Genomic DNA, 21,068 nt, shown 5'->3' with positions numbered 1-21,068 from the left:
TCACTCCGACACCGCCGTGTAGCGGTAGCTCTCGCCGTCGTACTCCTCGGGCTCCTGCGGGTCGGACACGTCCACCGCGACGCCCGGCAGCGCGGCGACAAGCGCCGCGGCGGTCTCCTCCGCCAGGTAGTGGTGCGACAGGTCCAGCTCCGCCAGGTGGGTCAGCGGCTGCCCGGCCAGCAGGGCCGTCGCGCCCTCGTCGCCGAGCGTGCCCATCGACAGGTCGAGCCGTCGCAGCCGGGGCACCACCGGCGCGGACGCCAGCGCCCGGGCGAGGTCGTCGGCGATCTCCGAGTTGCACAGGCCGAGCCGGCGCAGCTGCGGGAACCGTTCCCCGGCCAGCAGCGGGGCGAGGTCGGCGACCTGCGCGTCGCCGCCGTAGTCGGAGGTGCCGAGCCACAGCTCCAGGTCGGTCAGCGCGGGCAGATCGGAGTCGAGCACGGCGCCGACGAACGCCCGGGACAGCCCGCCGCTCTCCACCGCCAGCTCCCGCAGCCGCGCGTGCCGCACGGGGGAGAAGGCGAAGTTCTCGCCGCCGCGCACCCGCAGCACCTCCAGCGCCGGGTACGCCGTCAGCAGCGCACTGACGTCGCCCACCCTCATCCAGGAGACCTCGCACTCCTCGGAGGTGATGTCACCGAGGAAGAGCGCGCGCAGGGCGGGCAGGCGCGACGCCGCCGCGCAGAGTTGCGCGATCGGGGCGGGATGGAACGCCGCGTAGCCCCACGAGCCGACGACCAGGGACTCCACGGACGGCCCGGCCTGCGCGACGAACCGGTCGAACGCGTCGCGGAACTCCGCCGAGAGCGAGTTCTCCGTGGTCTCGTCGTCGAAGTGCCAGTGGGCGATCCGCCACGAGACCGGGCCGTCCACCGTGGGCAGCGGCCCGTCGGCGGGGACGTCCACCACCGGACGGCCGGCGAAGTGGCGCGCGTGGGAACCGAAGGCCATCGCCGCTCACTCCCCGACCGCGGTGTAGCGGTAGACGGTGCCGTCGTAGTCCTCGGCGACCTGCGGGTCGGACAGGTCGACCCGCACCCCCGGCAGCGCGGCGACCACCGCGGCGGCCGCCTCCTCGGAGAGGTAGTTATGGTGCAGGTCGAGGTGCGTCAGGTGGGTCAGCGGTTGCCCGGCCAGCAGCGCCTTCGCGCCCTCGTCGGTCAGGGTGCCCATCGACAGGTCGAGCGCCTCCAGCCGGGGGACGACCGGCGCGGTGGCGACCGCCGCCGCGACCGCGTCGGCGATCTCGGCGTTGCACACCGCGAGATGACGCAGGGCCGGCAGGCCGGCGCCGGCGAACACCCCCGCCAGGTCCTCGGCGCTCGCGTCGCCGCCGTAGTCCTTCCTGCCGAGCCACAGGTCCAGCCGGTGCAGGGCCGGCAGCTCGCACGCGCCGACGGCCCGGACCACCTCGGCCGGCAGCCCGCCGGACTCGAAGCGCAGCTCGCGCAGCCCGGTGTGCCGGACCGGCTCCAGCCGCAGGCTCTGCGCCCCGCGCAACCAGAGCACCTCCAGCGACGGGCACGCCGCGAGCAGCGGCGTGATGTCGCCGTGCACGAGCCAGGAGATCTCGCACTGCTCGTAGGTCAGGTCGGCGAGGAAGAGCGCCCGCAGGCCGGTCCACTCCCCGGCGGCCTCGACCAGCGTCTGGACCGGCAGGGGCCGCTCGTACGCCTCGCCCCACTCGCCGATCACCAGGGCGCGCACCGCGTCGGCCGGCACCTGCTCCCGCAGCGCCCGGACGAGACCGAGGAACTCCTCGGGATCCGCGTCGAAGTCCTCGACCTCCAGCCGCCAGGCGACCGCCGACGGATCGTCGGGGAGTGTCATCCCCGGGGTGAAGGGCACTACCGGTAATCCGACGAACGACGACACGTGCGAGCTGATCACGCCTACCTCCGGTCCGACTGGTGCAGCGGCGGCGCGACGGTAACAGGTCCGCCCGACAGGATGATCAGTGCGCCGGCCGGCGGGCGGCGGGGGGCCGGGCGGCGGTCGCCGGGGCTCCCGGCGGACCGCCGGTCGTCACAGCCCGAAGAAGTCGAGGTAGGCGTCGATCTGGTGGGCGAGCATCGGCTCTCCCGGGTGCGCCCGCAGGCCCCGGGCCCGCGCCTGGGCCAGCAGGAGCGTCTCGGCCGGCGTCATGATGATGTCGGCGACCACCGCGTGCGCCGGCAGCTCCGCCACCGCGAACGGCGGCGGGTCGTCGGGGCGCAGCCCCAGGGGCGTGGCGTTGACCGCCAGGTCGGCGTCGGCCAGTCGCGGTCGCGCGGTCGCGCCGACCCGGCCGGGGTACGCGGCGGACAGCCGCCGCCGCAGTGTCTCCAGCCGGCCCGGGTCGGTGTCGCTCAGCCATAGTTCCGCCACGCCGGCGTCGAGCAGCGCCACCGCGATCGCGCTGCCCGCCCCGCCCGCGCCCACCACGCACGCCCGGCGACCCCGGGGGTGGTGTCCGGCCCCGGCCAGCCCGCGGACGAACCCGTCGCCGTCGAAGGTGTCCGCGGTCCACGTCCCGTCGGGCTCGCGCCGCAGGGCGTTGGCGCTGCCGGCCAGGCGGGCGCGGTCGCTGGCCCGGTCGGCGAGTTCCAGCACGGCCGCCTTGTGCGGCACGGTGACCAGCATCCCGTCCAGGTTCGCCACCCGTTGCAGCCCCCGCACCACCTGGGTGAGGTCGGCCGGCGCCGCGTGGACCGGGACGAGCACCGCGTCGGTGCCGCGCCGGGCCAGCACCGGGTTGAGCAGCCCGGGGGCGCGCACCTGGGCGATCGGGTCGCCGAGCAGCGCGTACACCCTCGTGGCGCCGCCTATCTCGGTCATGGGCGTCTCCGCGGGCAGGGGTCGTCCGGCGCGGCCGGACCGGGGCGGTGCCGACCCTACGCGACGGCGGCACCCGCCCCGGCGCGGCCCGTCGCGCCGGCGGTCCGGCCACGCGGTACGGGGCGTGGCCGGACCGCCGGCACCGGTCAGGAGGCGGTGGCGGCCGCCGAGGGGAGGGCGTCGAGCTGGCGGGAGAGCGAGAGCAGCGAGTACCCGATGAGGGCGAGCACCACCCCGAGGCCCATCGCCAGCGCGGCGATGCCGAAGGAGACGACCGAGGTGAACAGGGAGGAGCGCAGGAACGAGCCGGTCATGACGGTCTGCCGGGTGGGGTCCTCCCGGCCGAGTTCGGCGTACGTCTTGCCGCCGCTGGCCTCCAGCGAGTGCTTCTCGATGACCTCGGCCTCCGCGTACGCGGTCAGCGGGCCGTCGATCTTCTCGCCCGCGAACCAGTCCGCGTCGTCGGAGACGGTGATGCGTTCGTCGGCGAGCTGGCTCTGCACGGTGAACCAGGTGGCGGCCCCACCGACCAGCATGATCAGGCCGGCGACGATGACCAGGACGGACAGCAGTCGGACGGTGGAGCCGACCGCCCGGGACTGCGCGGCGGTGTCGGTCATGGTGTCTCCTCTCCCGTGCCCCGGAGCACGGATGTGTCTTCTGTTGAAATGCGACCCAGTATGGGCAATCCGCAGGCGTGCCGCATCCGTCGCGCCGGCGGCGGATGCGCCGCGCCCACCCGCCGGGATCGGTCGGGTGGGCGCGGTGTGCTGGTGCCGGCGGGTGCTCAGCCGCTGGACGACGGCCTGCGGATCGCGTCGCGGACGCGGTCGATGACCGCCAGCGCCGGTCCGGCCGCGAGGTTGCCCTTCGCGGACTGGGCGCTCAGGTGCGGGCGCGTCGGCGCGGTCGCCTCCGCCATCCGTACGGCGCCGGCCATCGTGCGCAGCCGGTCGGCGGGCACGTGCTGGCGCAGCAGCGGGAACTCCTGGCGTTCCTCGTAGCGGGCGTGCGTGAGCACCGCGTCGCGCAGCAGGATGATGCCGGTGTCGAAGCCCTCGGCGTCGACACCGCCGGCGATCAGGGTCTTCAGCGTCTCCTTGGCCTGACGCTCCTCGGCGAGGCGTTCGTCGACCATGGCGTCGCCGCCCCCGCCCGGCAGCGTCCGGGCCAGCGGGTGGACGACCTCCTCCTCGGCGGTCTCGTGCGCGGCGAGGAGCTTCACCAGGTCGTCGAAGGCGTCCCGGCGGGTCTCCCCGGTGCTGCCGATGACCAGCAGGAACAGCTCCTCGATCCGCGCGTGCTGGGCCAGCAGCAGGTCGACGACGTCGTCCTCGGGGCCGCGGGTGGCCGGGGCGCCGGTGTCAGGCATGGCTGCCTCCCCGCGCGCGCAGCGACTCCACCGGGTGGGGCCCCTCGGTCTCGACGCGGTACTCGTCGCCGAAGCGCTCCCGGTGCATGTCGATGACCTGCTCGCTCGGCGGCTTCTGCCCGTCGTGCAGCTGCTGCTGCATCGACTCGAAGCGCTCGTGCGCCTCCCGCACGTACCCCTCGCCGATCTTGTTCAGGTCGACCTGGGTGGCGAGCAGGTGGCGTAGGTACTCCTTGTTCGGCTCGAAGGTCAGCGGCTCGGGTAGGCCCGCGCCGCCCACGATCTCCTCCGGCTCCCGGCCGTCGTGGCGGCGCAGCAGGTCGGCGGCCTGCTGCAGGTGAGCCAGTTCCATCTGCAGGTGCAGCTCCCACACCGCCTTGATGCGGGGGTCGCTCTCCTGCTGCATGAAGGAGTAGTAGAGCCAGCACTCGTTGTACTCGTGGGTGAGCAGCCGCTCCCACCAGTTCTCGCCCGGGTCGAGCAGCGACTCGTAGTGCGTGACGTGCTCCTGCTCGATGAGGCTGATCTCCTGGTAGAGCTGCCGCGCGATCGGCTCCATGTACTGCGGCCCGACGTTCATGTAATAGAACATGACCTGCTGCTCCGCCGACAGGATGGTCAGCGCGTGCAGCTTGGAGCGGGGGTCGACGCTGTTGCGGTCGTACGGGGTGCGCACCTCGTCGAACGGGTGCCGGTGCTCGGCGACGGTGGGCCGGCCGGGCATGACCTCGGTCAGGCCCTGCACGATCTTGTCCGCCTTGCGGCGTTCCACCATCTCGTAGAGGTTGGCGTAGCGGTAGAGGTGGTCGAAGTCCTCCAACACGCCGAACTCGTAGCTCTGCTTCAGGTACGGGTCGGGCTCGTGCCGGGCCACCCACGCGGTCAGGTCGACGGCCACCTGCTCGTAGCCGAGCGTCGTCTCCAGCACGCTCGCGGCGCCGGGCAGCAGCCAGTTCACCACCCGCTGCTGCTGGCTCTCCAGGTAGCGCACGTACGCCAGCTGCCGGCGGACCTCCTGGTCCGGGCAGTTGCGGGCGAACTGGTGCTGGAAGTTGATCGCTTCGACCTCGATGCCGTTCATGGTGATGATGCGGCAGCGGGTGTACGGGTCGACCGCCTCCGGGTCGATCGGCTCCACGTTGAGTTCGCGCCAGTTGCGGATCTGGCTCTCCAGCGGGATTCCTTTGTGCTCCAACGGGTTGAACACGGCGTCTCCTTCTTCGGCCGGGGTACCAAATGCCCTACCCCGACAGTCCGGGCGAAAACGGCTAGCCCGGCTATTCCTCGGCCGGCGGACTGGTGATTTCACCGATGCGGCGCTGCCGGCGCCGTCGAAGACTGATGCATGTCGATATGCCCCGTCCCGTAGGGAGTGCCCGACGTGTCATCACCAACCATCGCCGCCCGTCCCCGTCCCGTCGCCCGCCTCGCCGGCCTGGCCGTGGCCGCCGTCCTGGCCACGGCGGGCGCGCTGGCCGCCCCGCCGGCCGCCCAGGCCGCCGCCAACCCGTACGAGCGCGGTCCCGCCCCGAGCGTCGCCCTGCTGGAGGCCAGCCGCGGCCCGTTCGCCACCGCGTCGCAGAGCGTCTCCTCGCTCAGTGTCACCGGCTTCGGCGGCGGCGTCATCTACTACCCGACCAGCACCGCCGAGGGCACCTTCGGCGCCGTCGCGATCTCGCCCGGCTACACGGCCGCCTGGTCCAGCATCGACTGGCTCGGGCCGCGGATCGCCTCGCACGGCTTCGTGGTGATCGGCATCGAGACCAACACGCGCCTCGACCAGCCGGACAGCCGCGGTCGGCAACTGCTCGCCGCGCTCGACTACCTGACGCAGCGCAGCTCCGTACGCGGCCGGATCGACGCCAGCCGGCTCGCCGTCTCCGGCCACTCGATGGGTGGCGGCGGCAGCCTGGAGGCCGCGGTCTCCCGGCCGTCGTTGCAGGCAGCGGTGCCGCTCGCGCCGTGGAACCTGGACAAGACCTGGTCCGACGTCCGGGTGCCGACGCTGATCATCGGCGGGGAGAGCGACAGCGTCGCGCCGGTCTCGTCGCACTCGGAGCCGTTCTACAACAGCATCCCGGCCTCGTCCGAGAAGGCGTACCTGGAGCTCAACGGGGCCAGCCACTTCTTCCCGCAGACCGTCAACACGCCCACCGCCCGGCAGGCGGTCGCCTGGTTGAAGCGGTTCGTCGACGACGACACCCGCTACGAGCAGTTCCTCTGCCCCGGCCCGAGCGGCTCCGCCATCCAGGAGTACCGCAACACCTGCCCGAGCGCCTGACGCTCCCCGGGGCGGCCGTCACCTCCGGCCGCCCCGCGGCGCATGGCTGCCCGGTCGGTGCAGAAACCGTCGGTCGCCGCCCAGGTCCGGGCGGCGACCGACGAGCGTGCCCGCGAGCGTCGGAGGTATTGACGACCCCCGTCAGAAACGTACACTCCCAGTGTAAATACTGGCGGCTGCCGGGGGGACGGGTGATGGAGCAAGGGCTCGCACTGCACCACATCGGGGTCCGCTTCGGCGGCCTCACCGCCCTCGACGACGTCTCGCTGCGGGTGCCGCCCGGCCGGGTGGTCGGCGTGATCGGTCCCAACGGGGCCGGCAAGACCACGCTGTTCAACGTCGTCTGCGGCTTCGTCCCGCCGGACGAGGGATCCCTGACCCTCGACGGCCGGCCGCTGCGCCCACGCCCGCACCGGCTGACCCGGCTCGGCATCGCCCGCACGTTGCAGGGCACCGGGCTCTTCGCCGGGCTCAGCGTGGTGGAGAACGTGATGACCGGGGCCACCCACACGGCCCGCGCCGGCTTCCTCGCCGCCCTGCTCGGCCTGCCCCGCAGCGACCGCGACGAGCGCCGGCTGCGCCGGCACGCCCTCGACGTCCTCGACACCCTGGGCATCGCCGGGCACGCCGACGCCGCGCCGGGCACGCTGCCCTTCGCCGTACGCCAGCGGGTCGCCCTGGCCCGCGCGCTGGCCGCGCGGCCCCGGCTGCTGCTGCTCGACGAACCCGCCGGGGGCCTGGGCGCCGACGACATCGCCGAGCTGGCGGAGCTGATCCGGGGACTGCCCCGACGCGACACCGACCCCTGTGCGGTGCTGCTGGTGGAGCACCACATGGACCTGGTGATGTCCGTCTGCGACGAGATCGTGGTGCTCGACTTCGGGCGGGTGATCGCCGCCGGCACCCCCGACGAGGTGCGCGACGACCCGGCCGTCGCCGACGCCTACCTCGGCGCGGCGGTCGACGAGGCCGCGGCATGACCGGCGAAGGGCTGCTCGAGGTGCGCGGCCTGGTGGCCGGCTACGGCGGCGCGCCGGTGCTGCACGGGATCGACCTCACCGTGGCGCGGGGCGCCATCGCGGCGGTGGTCGGCGCCAACGGCGCCGGCAAGACCACCCTGCTGCGCGCCCTCTCCGGCATGCTCCGCCCGGCGGCCGGCCGGGTCGCGCTGGCCGGGGAGGACCTGCGCGGCGTCGCGGTCGAGCAGCTCGTGCGCCGCGGCATGGCCCACGTGCCGGAGGGCCGCGGGGTGGTCGGCGAGCTGACGGTCGACGAGAACCTGCGCCTCGGCGGGCTGTGGCGGCGCGACCGGGCCGACGCCGCCCGCGCCCTCGACGAGGTCTACCAGCTTTTCGCGCCGCTGGCCCGGCGGCGGCGACACCTCGGGCACCAGCTCTCCGGCGGCGAGCGGCAGATGCTCGCCCTCGGCCGGGCCCTCGTCGGCCGGCCCCGCCTGCTGCTGCTCGACGAGCCGTCGCTCGGCCTGGCGCCGCGGGTGGTCGCCCAGACCATGGCCCTGCTGCGCCGGCTGCGCGACGACACCGGGCTGACCGTGCTGCTGGTCGAGCAGAACGTGCGCAGCGCGCTCTGGATCGCCGACCAGGGCGTGGTGATGTCCCTGGGCCGGGTCGTCACCACCGCCCCGGCCGCCCGGCTGCGCGACGACGCCGACCTGCGGCACGCCTACCTCGGCTTCTGACCCCCCTCGTCCCCGCAAGGGAGGACCGTTGGACCGCTTCGTCTTCCTCACCCTCGACGGACTGTCCAGGGGCGCGGTCCTCGCCGCGTTCGCCCTGGCCCTGGTGCTCATCTGGCGGGCGGCCCGGATCGTCAACTTCGCCCAGGGCGCGATGGCCGTCGCCACCGCGTACGTCGCCTACAGCGTCTCCGCCGCGACCGGCTCGTACTGGCTGGGGTTCCTGGCCGCGCTGGCCGCCGGGCTGCTGCTCGGCGCGGCGGTGGACGTGGTCGTCATGCGCTTCGTCGACCACGCGTCGCCGCTCAACCCGGTGATCGTCGCGCTCGGGCTGGTGCTGCTGATCCAGGCCGTCCTCGGCATGGTGTACGGCAGCGAGTTCCTGCCCGCCGGCACGCCCTTCTCCCGCAACCCGCTGACCGTGGGCGGCGTCGCCGTCCTGTCGCCGTACGACCTGTTCGTCTTCGCGGCGGTCGCGGTGGTGGTCGTGGGGCTCGCCTGGACCTTCACCCGCACGGCGGTGGGCCTGCGGATGCGCGCGGCGGCGTTCGCGCCCGAGGTGTCGCGGCTGCTCGGGGTGAACGTCGGCGGCATGCTCACCCTCGGCTGGGCGCTGGCCTCCGGGGTCGGCGCGCTTGCCGGCATGCTGGTCATCCCCACCGAGCTGGGCCTGCACCCGCACGCGATGGACCTGGTCTTCGTCTCGGCGTTCACCGCCGCCGTGGTGGGCGGCCTGGACAGTCCACCGGGGGCGGTGGTCGGCGGCCTCGCGGTCGGGCTGCTGCTCTCCTACGTCAGCGGCTACGCCGGCAGCGACGTCACCCCGCTCGCGGTGCTGGTGCTGCTGCTGACCGTGCTGCTGGTCCGTCCCGCCGGGCTGTTCGCCCCGGTCGCGGCGAGGCGGGTGTGAGCGCCACCCGGGCGGTGACCCCGCCGGACACGCAGGCCCGGGTCGACCGCACCGGCCCCGCCGGTCCCCGCCGCGGCTCGACCCTGCTGCGCCACCTCGGCCTCGCGGTCGTCGCCGCGCTGCTGCTGGTGGCCGCCAGCTACGGGCTGGAGCCGTTCCGCAACTTCCAGCTCGCCACCGTGGCCGCCTACCTGTGCGCCACCGCCGGGCTGACCGTCCTCACCGGGCTCAACGGTCAGCTCTCGCTGGGGCACGGCGCGCTGATGGCGACCGGCGCGTACACCGTGGCGCTGTGCCAGAACGCGTTCGCCGACGCCGGCATGACCGGCGGCTGGCTGCTCCCGGTCTCGCTGGGCGCGGCCGTCCTGGCCGCCCTCGCGGTGGGCGCCGTGGTCGGGGTGGCCGCCGCCCGGCTGCGCGGCCCGTACCTGGCCGGCGTCACCCTGGCCGTGGCGGTCGTGGTGCCGGCGCTGACCGTCACCTTCGACGGCGTGTTCAACGGCGAGCAGGGGCTGGCGGTGCCGGTCGAGCCCCCGCCGGCGGCCCTCGGTGTCTACTTCCCCTACGAGCGCTGGCAGCTCTGGGTGACCGCGGCGGCCACCCTGCTGGCCCTGCTGCTGCTGGCCAACCTGGTCCGCAGCCGGTACGGCCGCACCTTCCGGGCGGTCCGCGACGACGAGGTCGCCGCCCGCCTCGCCGGCATCCACGTCGCCCGCACCCAGGTCCTCGCCTTCGTGGTCAGCGCGGCCGGCGCCGGGCTCGGCGGCGCCCTGCTCGCGGTCCTCGCGCAGAGCGTCTCGCCCGGGGCCTTCTCGCTGACGCTGTCGCTGTTCCTGCTGATGGCGGTCGTCATCGGCGGGCTGGGCAGCCTCGCCGGCGCAGCCTGGGGCGCCGTCCTGCTGGTGGCCCTGCCCGACCTGACGCACGCCGTCACCGAGCAACTCACCCTGTCGCCGGCGGTCGCGCAGCGGGTCGAGGGCAACCTTCCGCTGGCGATCTTCGGGCTCACCCTGGTCGTCGTCATGATCGCCGCTCCTGGCGGCGTGCAGGGCCTGCTGTCCCGGCTCGCCCGGGCCTTCTCCGCGCGCCGGCCGGGCCGACGACGGCCCTGAGCCGTCCCGACCGGCCGGCACCCGCATCCGTGCCACACCTCCCGCACCCCACCACCACACCGGATCACCATCGCCACCGCACCCCACCACCACCGCACGGCACCACCGCCGCACCCCACCACCAAACCGGACCGAGGAAAGGTCGGTGTCTGACATGACACGAACGGCACGGCGCGGCCTCGCGCTCGCCACCGCCATCACCCTGCTCGTCGCCTCCGCCAGTTGCGCCGGGGACGACGGCGGCGGCCGGGGGGCGGTCCCCGGCGTCACCGACACCGAGATCGTGGTCGGCACGCACATGCCGCTCACCGGTCCGGCGTCCGCCGGCTACTCCAAGATCGCGCCCGCCACGAAGGCGTACTTCGACCACGTCAACGCCAACGGGGGCGTGCACGGCCGGAAGATCACCTACAAGATCATGGACGACGGCTACAACCCGGCGAACACCCAGCAGGTGGTCCGCCAGCTCGTCCTGCAGGACAAGGTCTTCGCCATCCTCAACGGGCTCGGCACGCCGACGCACACCGGCGTGCTCGACTTCCTCAAGAGCAACCGGGTGCCCGACCTCTTCGTCGCCTCCGGCAGCCGCAGCTGGGACCAGCCCGACCGGTATCCGGGCACGTTCGGCTTCAACCCCGACTACACGGTGGAGGGCAAGATTCTGGCCCAGCACGTGAAGACCAGCCTGCCGGGGCGCAAGGTCTGCTTCCTCGGCCAGGACGACGACTTCGGCCGGGACAGCCTGGTCGGCGTGGAGAAGGTGCTCGGCGCCGGCGCGGTGGCGGCGAAGCAGACGTACGTCACCAGCAACACCAACGTGGCACCCCAGATCGGCGCGTTCAAGGCGGCCGGCTGCCAGGTGGTCGTCCTCGCCACCGTGCCCGGCTTCACCGCCCTCGCCGTCGGCACCGCCGCCCGGCTGAACTTCAGGCCGCAGTGGCTCGTCTCCAACGTCGGCGCCGACCACCCGACGCTGGCCAAGCAGCTCGGTGCCAACGCCGGGCTGTTGGAGGGCATGGTCGGCGCCAACTACCTGCCGATGCAGAACGACGCCGCCGACCCGTGGATCCAGCTCTTCACGAAGGTCAACAAGGAGTACAACGGGGACGCGCCGTTCGACGGCAACACCGTCTACGGCATGGCGGTCGGCTACCTCTTCGTGCAGGTGCTCCTCGCCGCCGGCAAGGACCTCACCCGAGAGGCGGTGACCGAGGCCGTCGCCAAGGGCGGCTACCAGGGGCCCGGCCTGGCCCCGCTGCGCTACTCCGACACCGACCACTCCGGCTACGGCGGGCAGCGGCTGACCCGGGTGAGCGGGGGGACGCAGTCCTACTTCGGGCCGACGTACGAGACGGACGAGGGCGACGGGCCGGTACGCGAGCACACCGTCGCGCCGGTGGCGCCGCCGGCCAACGGGGTGCCCACGGCCTCCTGAGCGGGCGCACCGGGCGTGGCGCGTCGGCTTTCCGGCCCGCCGCGCCCGGTCCCGGTCTCGGGGGAGAGGGCGCTCAGGCTTCGCGTCCTCTCCCGGATACGGAACTGTCCGCACCGACAGTGCTGTTACGCCGGAGGACTGTCGGTGGGATGTGCCCTGTCCGCCGACGTGCCGTCGTTGACGGGTCTCAGCCGCCCTCATAGTATTTGCATCGTGGATGCAGATTCAGGGCGACCCGCAGGCCGGTTGGCGGCGGTGGCAAGGACCTGCTGCGCGGTGGCGCGGCGGGAGGGCCGGGACGGGGCGTACCCCCTGGGAAGCCTCAAGGTGCCGCGGGCCGGGGCGGTCGCCTTCCTCGCCTCCGACGACGCGGCCCGGATCGCCGGGTGGACCCTCCTCGCCGACGGCGGGGCCGCCCTCGCCGACCGGCCCGCCGGATGACCATGCCGGGCCCGGGCCGGGGCCGGGCGGTCGCCGTGTGGCCCGCGGCTAGACTCGGCGCGGCGGTACGGGGGACGTGGCGGCGATGAGGAGGCGGGCGCGGATGGGCGGTGCCGAGGCGCCGGTCCGGGTCGACGGCCGGACCGCCCGGGCCGAACGCACCCGGGCGGCGATCGTCGAGGCGCACCTGGCGCTCATCTCCGAGGGCGACCTGCGGCCGACCGGCGAGCGCATCGCCGAGCGGGCCGGGATCTCGCTGCGGACGCTCTGGACCAACTTCAAGGACATGGAGACGCTGTTCGAGGCCAGCGGCGCGGAGCTGCTCCGGCAGCAGGACGCCGCCCACCGGCCGATCTCGCCGGCGCTGCCGCTGGCCCGACGGGTCGACGCGTACTGCCGGCAGCGGGCCCGGCTGCTCCAGCTCATCGCCCCGTCGGCGCGCGCCGCCCAGATGCGCGAGCCGGTCTCCGGGCAGCTGCGCCGCAACCGCCTCAAGCACATCGCGCGCGTCCGCGACGAGGTCGAGCACCTCTTCGCCGCCGAGCTCGAACAGGCCGGTCCCGACCGCGACCAGCTGGTGCACGCCCTGGTGGCCGCGAGCATGTGGCCGGCCTGGTCGATGCTGCGCGACGGGCTGGGGCTGGGCGTGGACCAGGCCCGCGCGGTGATGACCCGGACGGTCGCCGCCCTGCTGGCCGACGTCGACCCGCGCTGACGCGCGACGTGGGAAGACGGCGCCGTCGGTCTTTCCATCGGGCCACCGATAGGTGACACTCGATTGCATGGTTACTGCATCCTCAGTGCAATTAACCGTGTTGCGCGGCCGGGCCGACGAGTGCGCCGCGATCCGGCGCCTGCTGGGTGACCTGCCCGCCGGCGGGGGAGCGCTGCTGGTCCAGGGCGAGCCCGGATCCGGCCGCAGCGCGCTCGTCGACTACGCCCACCGGCACGCCGGAGGCTGCACCGTCCTGGCCGGCACCGGGCTGCCCGAGGAGGCGGGCCTGCCGTACGCGGGGTTGCAACGGCTGCTGGACCCGGTGCTCGACCGGGCCGGCGCGCTCCCCGGACCGCAGCGGCGGGTGCTGCTGCGGGCGCTGACCGGCGCGGGCTGCCCCGCCCACGGGCGCCTGGCGCTGTCCCTGGCCGTGCTCGGCCTGCTCGCCGCCGCCGCTCGGGACCGCCCGCTGCTGTGCACGATGGACGACGTGGACCGGGGCGACCAGCCCACCGCCGACGTGCTGGCGTTCGTCGCCCGCCGCCTGCGCCGATCGTCGGTGGCCGTCCTGCTCACCACGGCCGCGGACGTCCCCCTCGGCGGGATAGCCCGGCACCGGCTCCGCCCGCTCGACGACCGGGACAGCGCCGCGCTGCTCGCCGACCGGCTGGCCGGCCGGCCACCCGCGCCGCCCGTGGCCGCCGCGCTCGCCGCCGCGGCCGGGGGCAACCCGCAGGCCCTCGTCGACCTGGCCGAGGTGCTCACCCCTGGCCAGTGCCGCGGGGAGGAGCCGGTGCCCGAGACGCCCCCGCCCGACGGCGGGCTGGGCCGCGCCTACCGGGCCCGCCTGGACCGGTTGCCGGCCGTCACCCGCCGGGTCCTGCTGCTCGCCGCGCTCGACGAGGACGGGGAGCCGGCCACCCTGGTCCGGGCCGCCCGGGTCGCCGGCGCGGCGGTCGAGGCGCTCGCGCCGGCCGAACTCGCCGGCCTGGTCCGCGTCGACCCGCGACGGCTCACGTTCCCGCAGCCCCTCGTCCGGACCGTGGTCCGGGCCGCCGCGCCGCTGGCCGAGCGGCGCGCCGCGCACCTGCTGCTCGCCGGCGTGCTCGACGGGGCCGGGCACCGGCTGCGCCGGGCGGGACACCTCGCCGCCGCCGCCCAGGGCCCCGACCCGGCCCTGGCCGCCGAGCTGGAGCAGGCCGTGACCGAGTGCGAGGGCGCGGGCATGGCGGCCTCGGCCGCGCTGCAACGGGCCGCCGAACTCACCGACGATCCGGCGCGCGCCGCCGCCCGGCTGGTGGCCGCCGCCCGGTACGCCTGGTCCGCCGGCCGGGCGCACCGGGCCCGACTGCTGCTGGGCGAGCTGCCGCCGGGCGCGGAAGCCGCCGTGGCGGGCCGGGCCGACCTGCTGCGCGGGGAGCTGGAACTGCGTACCGGCCGGCCCCGGTCCGCGTTCACCACGCTGCTGTCCGCCGCCGGCACCCTGGCCGCCGCCGACCGCGCGGCCACCGGCACGGGTGGCGCAGCGGACCGCGCGGCCACCGGCACGGGTGGCGCAGCCGATCGCGCGCTGGCCCTCGGCGCGCTGGTGCGAGCGGGCGAGGCCGCCTGCTTCACCGGCGACCAGTACCGCTACGCCGACGTGGCCCGGCGGGCGGAGCTGTTGCGCCGCCCCGACGACCCGCCCGCCACCGAGCTGCTGAGCGCCTACGTCGCCGGGACTGCGGCGACCCTGCGCGGCCACCACGAGCAGGCCGGGCCCGCCCTGCGCCGGGCCGTCGTCCTCGGCGGGCAGCTGACCGGGCCGGCGTCGACCCCCGCGGCGCTGACCTGCGCGGCGGCGGCCGGGCTGCTGGTGGCCGTGGACGGCGCGGCGCACCGGCTCGCCGAGCGCGCCGTCGAGCTGGCCCGCGAGCGGGGCGAACTGTCCGCCCTGCCGCGCGCCCTGGAGCTGCGGGCAGCCGCCGAGTACTGGCTGGGCCGGCACGACGCCGCGACGGACACCTCCCGGGAGGGGCTGCGGATCGCCCGGGACGTCGGCCAGGAGAACTGGGCCGGCGTACACCTGGGCATGCTGGCGGTGCTGGCCGCCGTGCGGGCCGACCGCGACACCGCCCTGCGCCGGATCCGGGAGATCGGCGAGGACCCGGGCGCGCACAGCCGGCCCCGCGCCCTCGCGCAGTGGGCCCTGGCGGTGCTCGACCTGGTCGACAACCGGCCGGCCGCCGCCGCCGCGCGACTGGCCGCGCTGGCCTGCCCGGGCACGGGCCGGGGGCAGGTGCTGGTCCTGGTGATGGCCACGCCGTACCTGGCGGAGGCAGCCGCCGCCGTCGCGGACCGGCCGGCGGCAAACGCCGCCCTCGCCGTCTTCGACAGGTGGGCCAGCAGTACGGCGAGCCCGTCGCGCCGGGCCCTCTCCGCGCGCTGCCACGGGCTGCTCGCGCCCCGGGGCAGCGCCGAGGCGGAGCGGGAGCTTCGCACCGCCCTGCGGCTGCACCCGACGGACGCCGGCGCGTTCGAGCGGGCCCGCACCGAGCTTCTCCTGGGCCGGGAACTGCGCCGCAGCCGTCGACCCCGCGCGGCGCGCGAACACCTGCACGCCGCCCGGGAGGCGTTCACCCTGCTCGGGGCGGCCACCTGGGCGGAACAGGCCACCACGGAGCTGCGGGCGGCCGGGGAGTCGGTAGGGCCGCCGGAGGAGTCGGCGGCGCGACTGCTGACGGGCCAGCAGCTCCGGATCGCGCGGCTGGTCGCCGAGGGCGCCACCAACCGGGAGATCGCCGCCCGGATGTTCCTCTCCACCCGTACGGTCGACCATCACCTCCGCAACATCTTCCACCGCCTCAACATCCGCTCCCGCACGCAACTGGCCCGCGCCCTCTCCTGACCAGCCCCGCCCCCGTCCCTCCGGCCCTCACCGGCCCTCACCGGCGTCGATCATGCAGCTGTGGTGCCCCGCGAAAGCCGCGAAGCGGCATCGACCGCCCACCACAAGCCCATGATCGACACAGCGGGGGTGGGGCGCGACGCGGCGGGGCCCGGGGAAGGGGTGGGAGTGTCAGGGGGTGGGGAGGATCACGGTGCGGGCGCCCTCGCCGCGGGACATGCGGGCGAAGGCCTCCGGGGCGCCGTCGAGGGTGGTCCGGTCGGTGATCAGGTAGCCGAGGTCGAGGGTGCCGTCGAGCACGGCCCGGGCGAGCTCGGGCACGTCCCGGTCCGGGTCGGAGGAGCCGTAGACCGAGGAGCGCAGCGTCCGGGCCGAGTGGAAGATGTCCAGCGCGCCCAGCCCGACGATGTCGTCCTTGGCGCCCATGCCGACGACTGTCACCTGACCGCCCCGGCGGGTGGCGCGCCAGGCGGTGCGGATAGTGGCCGACCGCCCGACGCACTCCACCGCGTGGTCGACGCCCCGGCCGCCGGTGCGCTCGCGGACCGCCCGGTTGAGCGAGTCGTCGGCCAGCAGGAAGTCGGTGGCGCCGGCTGCGACGGCCAGCTCCGCCTTGGCGGGGGAGACGTCGACGGCGAGCACCTGACCGGCTCCGGCGGCCCGCGCGGCGGCGACCACCGACAGCCCCACCCCGCCGAGGCCGATCACGGCCACCGACTCGCCGGGGGCCACCTTCGCCGTGCGGCGTACCGCGCCGACGCCGGTGAGCACGGCGCAGCCGAGCAGCGCCGCCGCCTCGAAGGGCAGCTCCGCGGGCACCGGGATGACGGCGGCCTGCGGCACCACCACCTCCTCGGCGAGGGCGCCGAGGCCGAGCGTGACGTGCAGCGCTTCGCCGACCGGCGTGCGCCCCCGGGGGGCCGAGGGCGACCCGGTGCGCTCGCACAGCCACGGCTCGTCCCGCCCGCAGTACCAGCAGCTGCGGCACGGCGGGGCCCAGTTCAGCACCACGTGCGCGCCGGGCGCGACCCGCGTGACGGCGTCGCCGACGGCGAGCACCACCCCGGCCGCCTCGTGCCCCAGCACCAGCGGGTACGGCGGCGCCAGCGTCCCGTCGACCATGGACAGGTCGGAGTGGCAGACGCCAGCGGCGCGGACGCTCACGCGTACCTCGTCCGGGCCGGGGGCGGGCAGCTCGATCTCCTCCACCCGCAGCGGGGCGTCGACGGCCCGTACGACCAGCGCCCTCATCGCTGGATGGCCTTGACCTGGAGGAATTCCTCGAGCCCGTGCCGGCCCAGCTCCCGGCCGAGGCCGGACTGCTTGTAGCCGCCGAACGGGGCGAGCGGGTTGAACGGGGCGCCGTTGACGTCGACGGCGCCGGTACGCAGTCGACGGGCCACCCGCAGCGCCCGCTCCTCGTCTGCGGACCAGACCGCGCCGGCCAGCCCGTAGCGGGAGTTGTTGGCGATGCGCACGGCCTCGTCCTCGTCGTCGAACCCGATGACCGCGAGCACCGGGCCGAAGACCTCCTCCTGGGCCAGGGCGCTGTCGGGGTCGACGTCGGCGATCACCGTCGGGGCGACGAAGTAGCCCCGCTCGGGCAGCGGGGCGTCCGGCCCGCCGGCGACGAGTCGGCCCCCGTCGGCCAGCCCCCGGGCGACGTGCTCGCGGACCCGTTCCCGCTGCGCCGCGGAGACCAGCGGGCCGAGCCGGGTGGCCAGGTCGAACGGGTCGCCGAGCCGGTAGCCCGCCGCAGCCTTGGCGGCCAGGTCGAGGGCCTCGTCGTAGCGGTCGCGGTGCACGAGCAGGCGGGTCCAGGCGGCGCAGGTCTGGCCGGAGTTGAGGAAGGCGTTGCCGACCCCGACCTTGACGGCCGTGGCCAGGTCGGCGTCGTCGAGGACGATGTTTGCCGACTTGCCGCCGAGTTCCAGGGCGACCCGGGCGATCCGGTCGGCGGCGAGGTGGGAGATCCGCCGGCCGGTGGCCGTCGAACCGGTGAAGGAGACCATGTCGACGTCCGGGTGCGCGGCGATGGCCTCGCCGACGACCGGGCCGGTGCCGGTGACCAGGTTGACCACGCCGGGCGGGAAGCCGGCCGAGTGGATGGCGTCGAAGAGCAGGTACGCCGTCAGCGGGGTCAGCTCGCTCGGCTTGAGCACCAGGGTGCAGCCGGCGGCCAGGGCGGGGGCCAGTTTCGCGACGACCTGGTGCAGCGGGTAGTTCCACGGGGTGATCGCCCCGACCACGCCGACCGGCTCCCGGACCACCAGCGAGTTGCCGATCGTCTCGTCGGCCGGGGGACGGGCGGCCAGCTCGACGTAGCTGTGCAGGACCGTCAGCGGCAGGCCGGTCTGGACCCGGGTGGCCACCTTCAGCGGGGTGCCGAGTTCCAGGGCGACGGTGCGGGCGATCTCGTCGGCCCGGGCGGAGAGCGCGGCGTGCAGCCGGTCCAGGCGGGCGGCCCGCTCGGCGGGTGCGGCGTCGGCCCAGCCGGGGAACGCGGCCCGGGCCGCCGCGACGGCGCGGTCGACGTCGGCCGCGGTGCCCGCCGGCACGGTCGCGATGACGTCCTCGGTCGCCGGGTTGCGCACCGCGACGGTGTCCCGGGAGTCGGCGGCGGACCACCGCCCGTCGAGGTAGAAGTCGGTACGTGCGAGATCCATCGCGCCCCTCACCTACGTCGGCCGAAACTAGCAGCGCAAGTTTTGACTCTAGTACGCCTCGTCGGCCGGCGGGAGGGGCGGCAGTGGCCCGATGTGCTCCTCGTAGGTGCGCGACAGCCCGTGGATCAGCGCGTCGAGGCCCAGCGCGAAGGCGCCCTCGTCCACCCGCTGCTGGTGCTCGGCCAGCCGGTGGGCCTGGGTCAGGTGCGGGTACTGCTCCGCGTACAGCCCGGGGTCCTCGACGAAGCCCCGGGCGAACGAGCCCAGCGCCGAGCCGGCCACGAAGTAGCGCATGAGCGCGCCGACGTGGGTCGCCCGGGCCGGCGGCCACCCGGCGGCGACCAGCCCGCCGTAGACGGCGTCGGCCATGGCCAGCGCTGCCGGCCGGCGCCCCGGCCCCCGGGCCAGGTACGGCACGATGTTCGGGTGCGCGGCCAGCGCCGCCCGGTAGGAGTGCCCCCACCGGCGCAGCGCCTCGCGCCAGTCGACGCTGCCGAAGAACGACACGTCCACCTGGCCGGTGACGCTGTCGGCGACCGCGTCGAGGATCTCGTCCTTGGTGGCGAAGTGGTTGTAGAGCGACGGCCCGCGTACCCCGAGCTCGGCGGCGAGCCGGCGGGTGGAGAAGCCCTCCAGCCCTTCGGCGTCGATCAGCGCGGCGGCGGTCTCGACGATCCGCTGCCGGCTGAGCAGCGCCTGCCGCGGCCGGGGCATCCGGTCCTCCTTCGCTCGGGTCCTGCGCCGCAAACTCTGCCACAACCGGGTCTGGACGGAATTAAACTTGCACCGCTAGTTTAAGCCTCATGGATCTGGAACTCTCCGCCGAGCAGGCGGCGGTCCGTCGGCTCGCCGCGGACTTCGTCGACCGTGAGGTGGTGCCGCACGCGGCCACCTGGGACCGCCGCGAGTCCGTCGACCCCGACATCGTCGGCAAGCTCGGCGACCTCGGCTTCCTGGGGCTCACCATCGGCGAGGACGACGGCGGTTCGGGCGGCGACCACCTCTCCTACTGCCTCGTGCTGGAGGAGCTGGGCCGGGGCGACTCCGCCGTGCGCGGCATCGTCTCGGTCTCCCTCGGCCTGGTCGCCAAGTCGATCGCCGCGCACGGCTCGGCCGGGCAGCGGGAGCAGTGGTTGCCCCGGCTCTGCTCCGGCGCGGCGCTCGGCTGCTTCGCGCTGACCGAGCCGGACAGCGGCTCCGACGCGGCCGCGCTGACCACCCGGGCGGTCCGCGACGGCGCCGACTGGCTGATCACCGGCGCGAAGATGTTCATCACCAACGGCACCACGGCCGACGTCGCGCTGGTCTTCGCCCGCACCGGCGGCCCGGGACACCGGGGCATCAGCGCGTTCCTGGTGCCCACCGACGCGCCGGGCCTGACCCGGCGGGAGATCCACGGCAAGCTGGGCCTGCGCGGGCAGGCCACCGGGGAGCTGCGCTTCGACGGCGTACGGGTGCCGGCATCCGCGCTCCTCGGCGAGGAGGGCGCCGGCTTCCGGCTCGCCCTCGCCACCCTGGCCAAGGGCCGGATGTCCGTGGCCGCCGGCTGCGTCGGCATCGCCCAGGGCTGCCTGGACGCGGCCGTCGGCTACGCCGGGCAGCGCACCCAGTTCGGCAAGTCCATCGCCGGCCACCAGCTCGTGCAGCAACTGCTCGCGGCCATCGCCGTCGACACCGACGCCGCGCGCCTGCTGGTGTGGCGGGTGGCCGACCTGATCGACCGGGGCGAGCCGTTCGCCACCGAGGCGTCGATGGCCAAGCTCTTCGCCAGCGAGGCCGCCGTGCGCGCGGCCAACAACGCGGTGCAGGTCTTCGGCGGCTACGGCTACATCGACGAGTACCCCGTCGGCAAGTACCTGCGCGACGCCCGCGTCGCCACCCTCTACGAGGGCACCAGCCAGATCCAGCAGCTGCTCATCGGACGCGCGCTCACCGGCGTCAACGCCTTCTAGAGCCAGGAGGAACCGTGACCAGATTCGCCGACCGGGTCGCCGTCGTCACCGGCGCCGCGCAGGGCATCGGCGCGGCCACCGCGCACCGGCTCGCCGCCGAGGGCGCGGCCGTCGCGGTGGTGGACCTCGACGCCGCGCGCGCCCGGGCCGTCGCCGACGAGATCGCCGCCGCCGGTGGCCGGGCCGTCGGCATCGGCTGCGACGTGACCGACGCCGGAGCGGTCGCCGCCATGACCGACCAGGTGGTCCAGGCGTACGGGGGGCTGCACGTGCTCGTCAACAACGCCGGGATCACCCGCGACAACCTGCTGTTCAGGATGGCGCTGCCCGAGTGGGAGGCGGTGCTGACCACCAACCTGACGAGCATGTTCCTCTGCTGCCAGGCGGCGCAGCAGCACATGGTGGCGGCCCGCTACGGCCGGATCGTCAACCTCAGCAGCCGCTCCGCGCTGGGCAACCGGGGTCAGGTCAACTACGCGGCGGCCAAGGCCGGCGTGCAGGGCCTGACCGCCACGCTGGCCGTCGAGCTGGGCCCGTTCAACGTGACCGTGAACGCGGTCGCCCCCGGCTACGTGGCGACCGCGATGACCGCGGCCACCGCCGAGCGGGTGGGCAGCAGCCCCGAGGAGCACCAGCGGGCGGTCGCCGAGCACACCCCGCTGCGCCGGGTCGCCCAGCCCGCCGAGATCGCCTCGGTGATCGCCTTCCTGGCCAGCGACGACGCCTCGTACGTCAGCGGCCAGACCCTGTACGTCAACGGCGGCGCGCGCTGAGCCGCGCGTAG

At 75.0% G+C, this 21,068-nt stretch carries 20 protein-coding genes; 11 read left to right on the top strand and 9 right to left on the bottom strand.

The annotated features are described in order from the left end of the window. From ACGFNF_RS25605 to ACGFNF_RS25580, 6 genes are all read right to left on the bottom strand, one after another. The gene (locus ACGFNF_RS25605; RefSeq protein WP_393171214.1) at positions 1–951 is read right to left on the bottom strand and encodes an STM4015 family protein; all 951 of its coding nucleotides are present in this window, start codon (positions 949–951) and stop codon (positions 1–3) included. 6 nt (positions 952–957) lie between these two features. Continuing rightward, a complete protein-coding gene (locus ACGFNF_RS25600; protein WP_393171212.1) occupies positions 958–1,830 on the bottom strand; it encodes an STM4015 family protein in 873 nt (290 codons plus the stop codon). Between the two features lie 195 nt (positions 1,831–2,025). Continuing rightward, on the bottom strand, positions 2,026–2,817 hold the full coding sequence (locus ACGFNF_RS25595; RefSeq protein ID WP_393171210.1) for a shikimate dehydrogenase family protein: 792 nt from the start codon (positions 2,815–2,817) through the stop codon (positions 2,026–2,028). A 146-nt stretch (positions 2,818–2,963) separates the two neighbouring features. Further along, complete coding sequence (locus ACGFNF_RS25590; protein WP_393171208.1) at positions 2,964–3,437, bottom strand: aromatic ring-opening dioxygenase LigA; 474 nt, start codon at positions 3,435–3,437, stop codon at positions 2,964–2,966. A 167-nt stretch (positions 3,438–3,604) separates the two neighbouring features. After that, entirely contained in the window at positions 3,605–4,189 is a 585-nt protein-coding gene (locus ACGFNF_RS25585) for a hemerythrin domain-containing protein (RefSeq protein WP_393171206.1), read from the bottom strand. Next, positions 4,182–5,396 carry a hypothetical protein gene (locus ACGFNF_RS25580; RefSeq protein ID WP_357580772.1) on the bottom strand — a complete coding sequence of 405 codons (1,215 nt, stop codon included), beginning with the start codon at positions 5,394–5,396 and terminating at the stop codon, positions 4,182–4,184. The genes ACGFNF_RS25585 and ACGFNF_RS25580 overlap by 8 nt, the downstream gene beginning before the upstream one ends. A 174-nt stretch (positions 5,397–5,570) precedes the next feature. Between ACGFNF_RS25580 and ACGFNF_RS25575 the strand changes: the two genes are divergently transcribed. The 9 genes from ACGFNF_RS25575 (at position 5,571) to ACGFNF_RS25535 (ending at position 15,666) form a co-directional block, all read left to right on the top strand. After that, the gene (locus ACGFNF_RS25575; RefSeq protein ID WP_393171204.1) at positions 5,571–6,470 is read left to right on the top strand and encodes an alpha/beta hydrolase family protein; all 900 of its coding nucleotides are present in this window, start codon (positions 5,571–5,573) and stop codon (positions 6,468–6,470) included. A gap of 194 nt (positions 6,471–6,664) precedes the next feature. Next, the gene (locus ACGFNF_RS25570; RefSeq protein ID WP_357579259.1) at positions 6,665–7,450 is read left to right on the top strand and encodes an ATP-binding cassette domain-containing protein; all 786 of its coding nucleotides are present in this window, start codon (positions 6,665–6,667) and stop codon (positions 7,448–7,450) included. After that, a complete protein-coding gene (locus ACGFNF_RS25565; protein ID WP_357579260.1) occupies positions 7,447–8,169 on the top strand; it encodes an ABC transporter ATP-binding protein in 723 nt (240 codons plus the stop codon). The genes ACGFNF_RS25570 and ACGFNF_RS25565 overlap by 4 nt, the downstream gene beginning before the upstream one ends. Before the next feature lie 28 nt (positions 8,170–8,197). Then, on the top strand, positions 8,198–9,076 hold the full coding sequence (locus ACGFNF_RS25560; protein WP_357579261.1) for a branched-chain amino acid ABC transporter permease: 879 nt from the start codon (positions 8,198–8,200) through the stop codon (positions 9,074–9,076). Continuing rightward, positions 9,073–10,188, top strand: a complete 1,116-nt coding sequence (locus tag ACGFNF_RS25555; RefSeq protein WP_393171201.1) for a branched-chain amino acid ABC transporter permease — start codon at positions 9,073–9,075, stop codon at positions 10,186–10,188. The genes ACGFNF_RS25560 and ACGFNF_RS25555 overlap by 4 nt, the downstream gene beginning before the upstream one ends. A gap of 154 nt (positions 10,189–10,342) precedes the next feature. Beyond that, a complete protein-coding gene (locus ACGFNF_RS25550) occupies positions 10,343–11,623 on the top strand; it encodes an ABC transporter substrate-binding protein (RefSeq protein WP_393171199.1) in 1,281 nt (426 codons plus the stop codon). A 213-nt stretch (positions 11,624–11,836) separates the two neighbouring features. Next, positions 11,837–12,064 (top strand): hypothetical protein, encoded by a 228-nt coding sequence (locus ACGFNF_RS25545; protein ID WP_357579263.1) that lies wholly within the window; start codon positions 11,837–11,839, stop codon positions 12,062–12,064. A 103-nt stretch (positions 12,065–12,167) separates the two neighbouring features. Then, the gene (locus ACGFNF_RS25540; RefSeq protein WP_357579288.1) at positions 12,168–12,779 is read left to right on the top strand and encodes a TetR/AcrR family transcriptional regulator; all 612 of its coding nucleotides are present in this window, start codon (positions 12,168–12,170) and stop codon (positions 12,777–12,779) included. 85 nt (positions 12,780–12,864) lie between these two features. Continuing rightward, complete coding sequence (locus ACGFNF_RS25535) at positions 12,865–15,666, top strand: LuxR C-terminal-related transcriptional regulator (RefSeq protein WP_393171196.1); 2,802 nt, start codon at positions 12,865–12,867, stop codon at positions 15,664–15,666. Between the two features lie 171 nt (positions 15,667–15,837). Here ACGFNF_RS25535 and ACGFNF_RS25530 read toward each other — a convergent pair whose 3' ends face one another. From ACGFNF_RS25530 to ACGFNF_RS25520, 3 genes are read right to left on the bottom strand one after another with little or no spacing between them, the layout of a single operon-like run. Beyond that, a complete protein-coding gene (locus ACGFNF_RS25530; protein WP_357579265.1) occupies positions 15,838–16,917 on the bottom strand; it encodes a Zn-dependent alcohol dehydrogenase in 1,080 nt (359 codons plus the stop codon). Further along, positions 16,914–18,332 (bottom strand): aldehyde dehydrogenase family protein, encoded by a 1,419-nt coding sequence (locus ACGFNF_RS25525; protein ID WP_357579266.1) that lies wholly within the window; start codon positions 18,330–18,332, stop codon positions 16,914–16,916. The genes ACGFNF_RS25530 and ACGFNF_RS25525 overlap by 4 nt, the downstream gene beginning before the upstream one ends. 48 nt (positions 18,333–18,380) lie before the next feature. Then, positions 18,381–19,046 (bottom strand): TetR/AcrR family transcriptional regulator C-terminal domain-containing protein, encoded by a 666-nt coding sequence (locus ACGFNF_RS25520; protein ID WP_357579267.1) that lies wholly within the window; start codon positions 19,044–19,046, stop codon positions 18,381–18,383. An 89-nt stretch (positions 19,047–19,135) separates the two neighbouring features. Between ACGFNF_RS25520 and ACGFNF_RS25515 the strand changes: the two genes are divergently transcribed. After that, positions 19,136–20,284 (top strand): acyl-CoA dehydrogenase family protein, encoded by a 1,149-nt coding sequence (locus ACGFNF_RS25515; protein WP_357579268.1) that lies wholly within the window; start codon positions 19,136–19,138, stop codon positions 20,282–20,284. A 14-nt stretch (positions 20,285–20,298) separates the two neighbouring features. Continuing rightward, complete coding sequence (fabG, locus tag ACGFNF_RS25510) at positions 20,299–21,057, top strand: 3-oxoacyl-ACP reductase FabG (RefSeq protein ID WP_357579269.1); 759 nt, start codon at positions 20,299–20,301, stop codon at positions 21,055–21,057. The last annotated feature ends 11 nt before the right edge of the window (positions 21,058–21,068 follow it).

The sequence above is a fragment of the Micromonospora sp. NPDC048868 genome, assembly GCF_043198195.1.
Lineage (GTDB): Bacteria > Actinomycetota > Actinomycetes > Mycobacteriales > Micromonosporaceae > Micromonospora > Micromonospora reichwaldensis.
This window is presented reverse-complemented; position numbering and strand designations above follow the sequence as displayed.

Coding starts and splice junctions, on each gene's coding strand:
- ACGFNF_RS25565 (WP_357579260.1), top strand. CDS start 7,447: ATGACCGGCGAAGGGCTGCTCGAGGTGCGCGGCCTGGTGGCCGGCTAC.
- ACGFNF_RS25520 (WP_357579267.1), bottom strand. CDS start 19,046: ATGCCCCGGCCGCGGCAGGCGCTGCTCAGCCGGCAGCGGATCGTCGAG.
- ACGFNF_RS25540 (WP_357579288.1), top strand. CDS start 12,168: ATGGGCGGTGCCGAGGCGCCGGTCCGGGTCGACGGCCGGACCGCCCGG.
- ACGFNF_RS25515 (WP_357579268.1), top strand. CDS start 19,136: ATGGATCTGGAACTCTCCGCCGAGCAGGCGGCGGTCCGTCGGCTCGCC.
- ACGFNF_RS25530 (WP_357579265.1), bottom strand. CDS start 16,917: ATGAGGGCGCTGGTCGTACGGGCCGTCGACGCCCCGCTGCGGGTGGAG.
- ACGFNF_RS25595 (WP_393171210.1), bottom strand. CDS start 2,817: ATGACCGAGATAGGCGGCGCCACGAGGGTGTACGCGCTGCTCGGCGAC.
- ACGFNF_RS25605 (WP_393171214.1), bottom strand. CDS start 951: ATGGCCTTCGGTTCCCACGCGCGCCACTTCGCCGGCCGTCCGGTGGTG.
- ACGFNF_RS25585 (WP_393171206.1), bottom strand. CDS start 4,189: ATGCCTGACACCGGCGCCCCGGCCACCCGCGGCCCCGAGGACGACGTC.
- ACGFNF_RS25570 (WP_357579259.1), top strand. CDS start 6,665: ATGGAGCAAGGGCTCGCACTGCACCACATCGGGGTCCGCTTCGGCGGC.
- ACGFNF_RS25590 (WP_393171208.1), bottom strand. CDS start 3,437: ATGACCGACACCGCCGCGCAGTCCCGGGCGGTCGGCTCCACCGTCCGA.
- ACGFNF_RS25525 (WP_357579266.1), bottom strand. CDS start 18,332: ATGGATCTCGCACGTACCGACTTCTACCTCGACGGGCGGTGGTCCGCC.
- ACGFNF_RS25550 (WP_393171199.1), top strand. CDS start 10,343: ATGACACGAACGGCACGGCGCGGCCTCGCGCTCGCCACCGCCATCACC.
- ACGFNF_RS25600 (WP_393171212.1), bottom strand. CDS start 1,830: ATGACACTCCCCGACGATCCGTCGGCGGTCGCCTGGCGGCTGGAGGTC.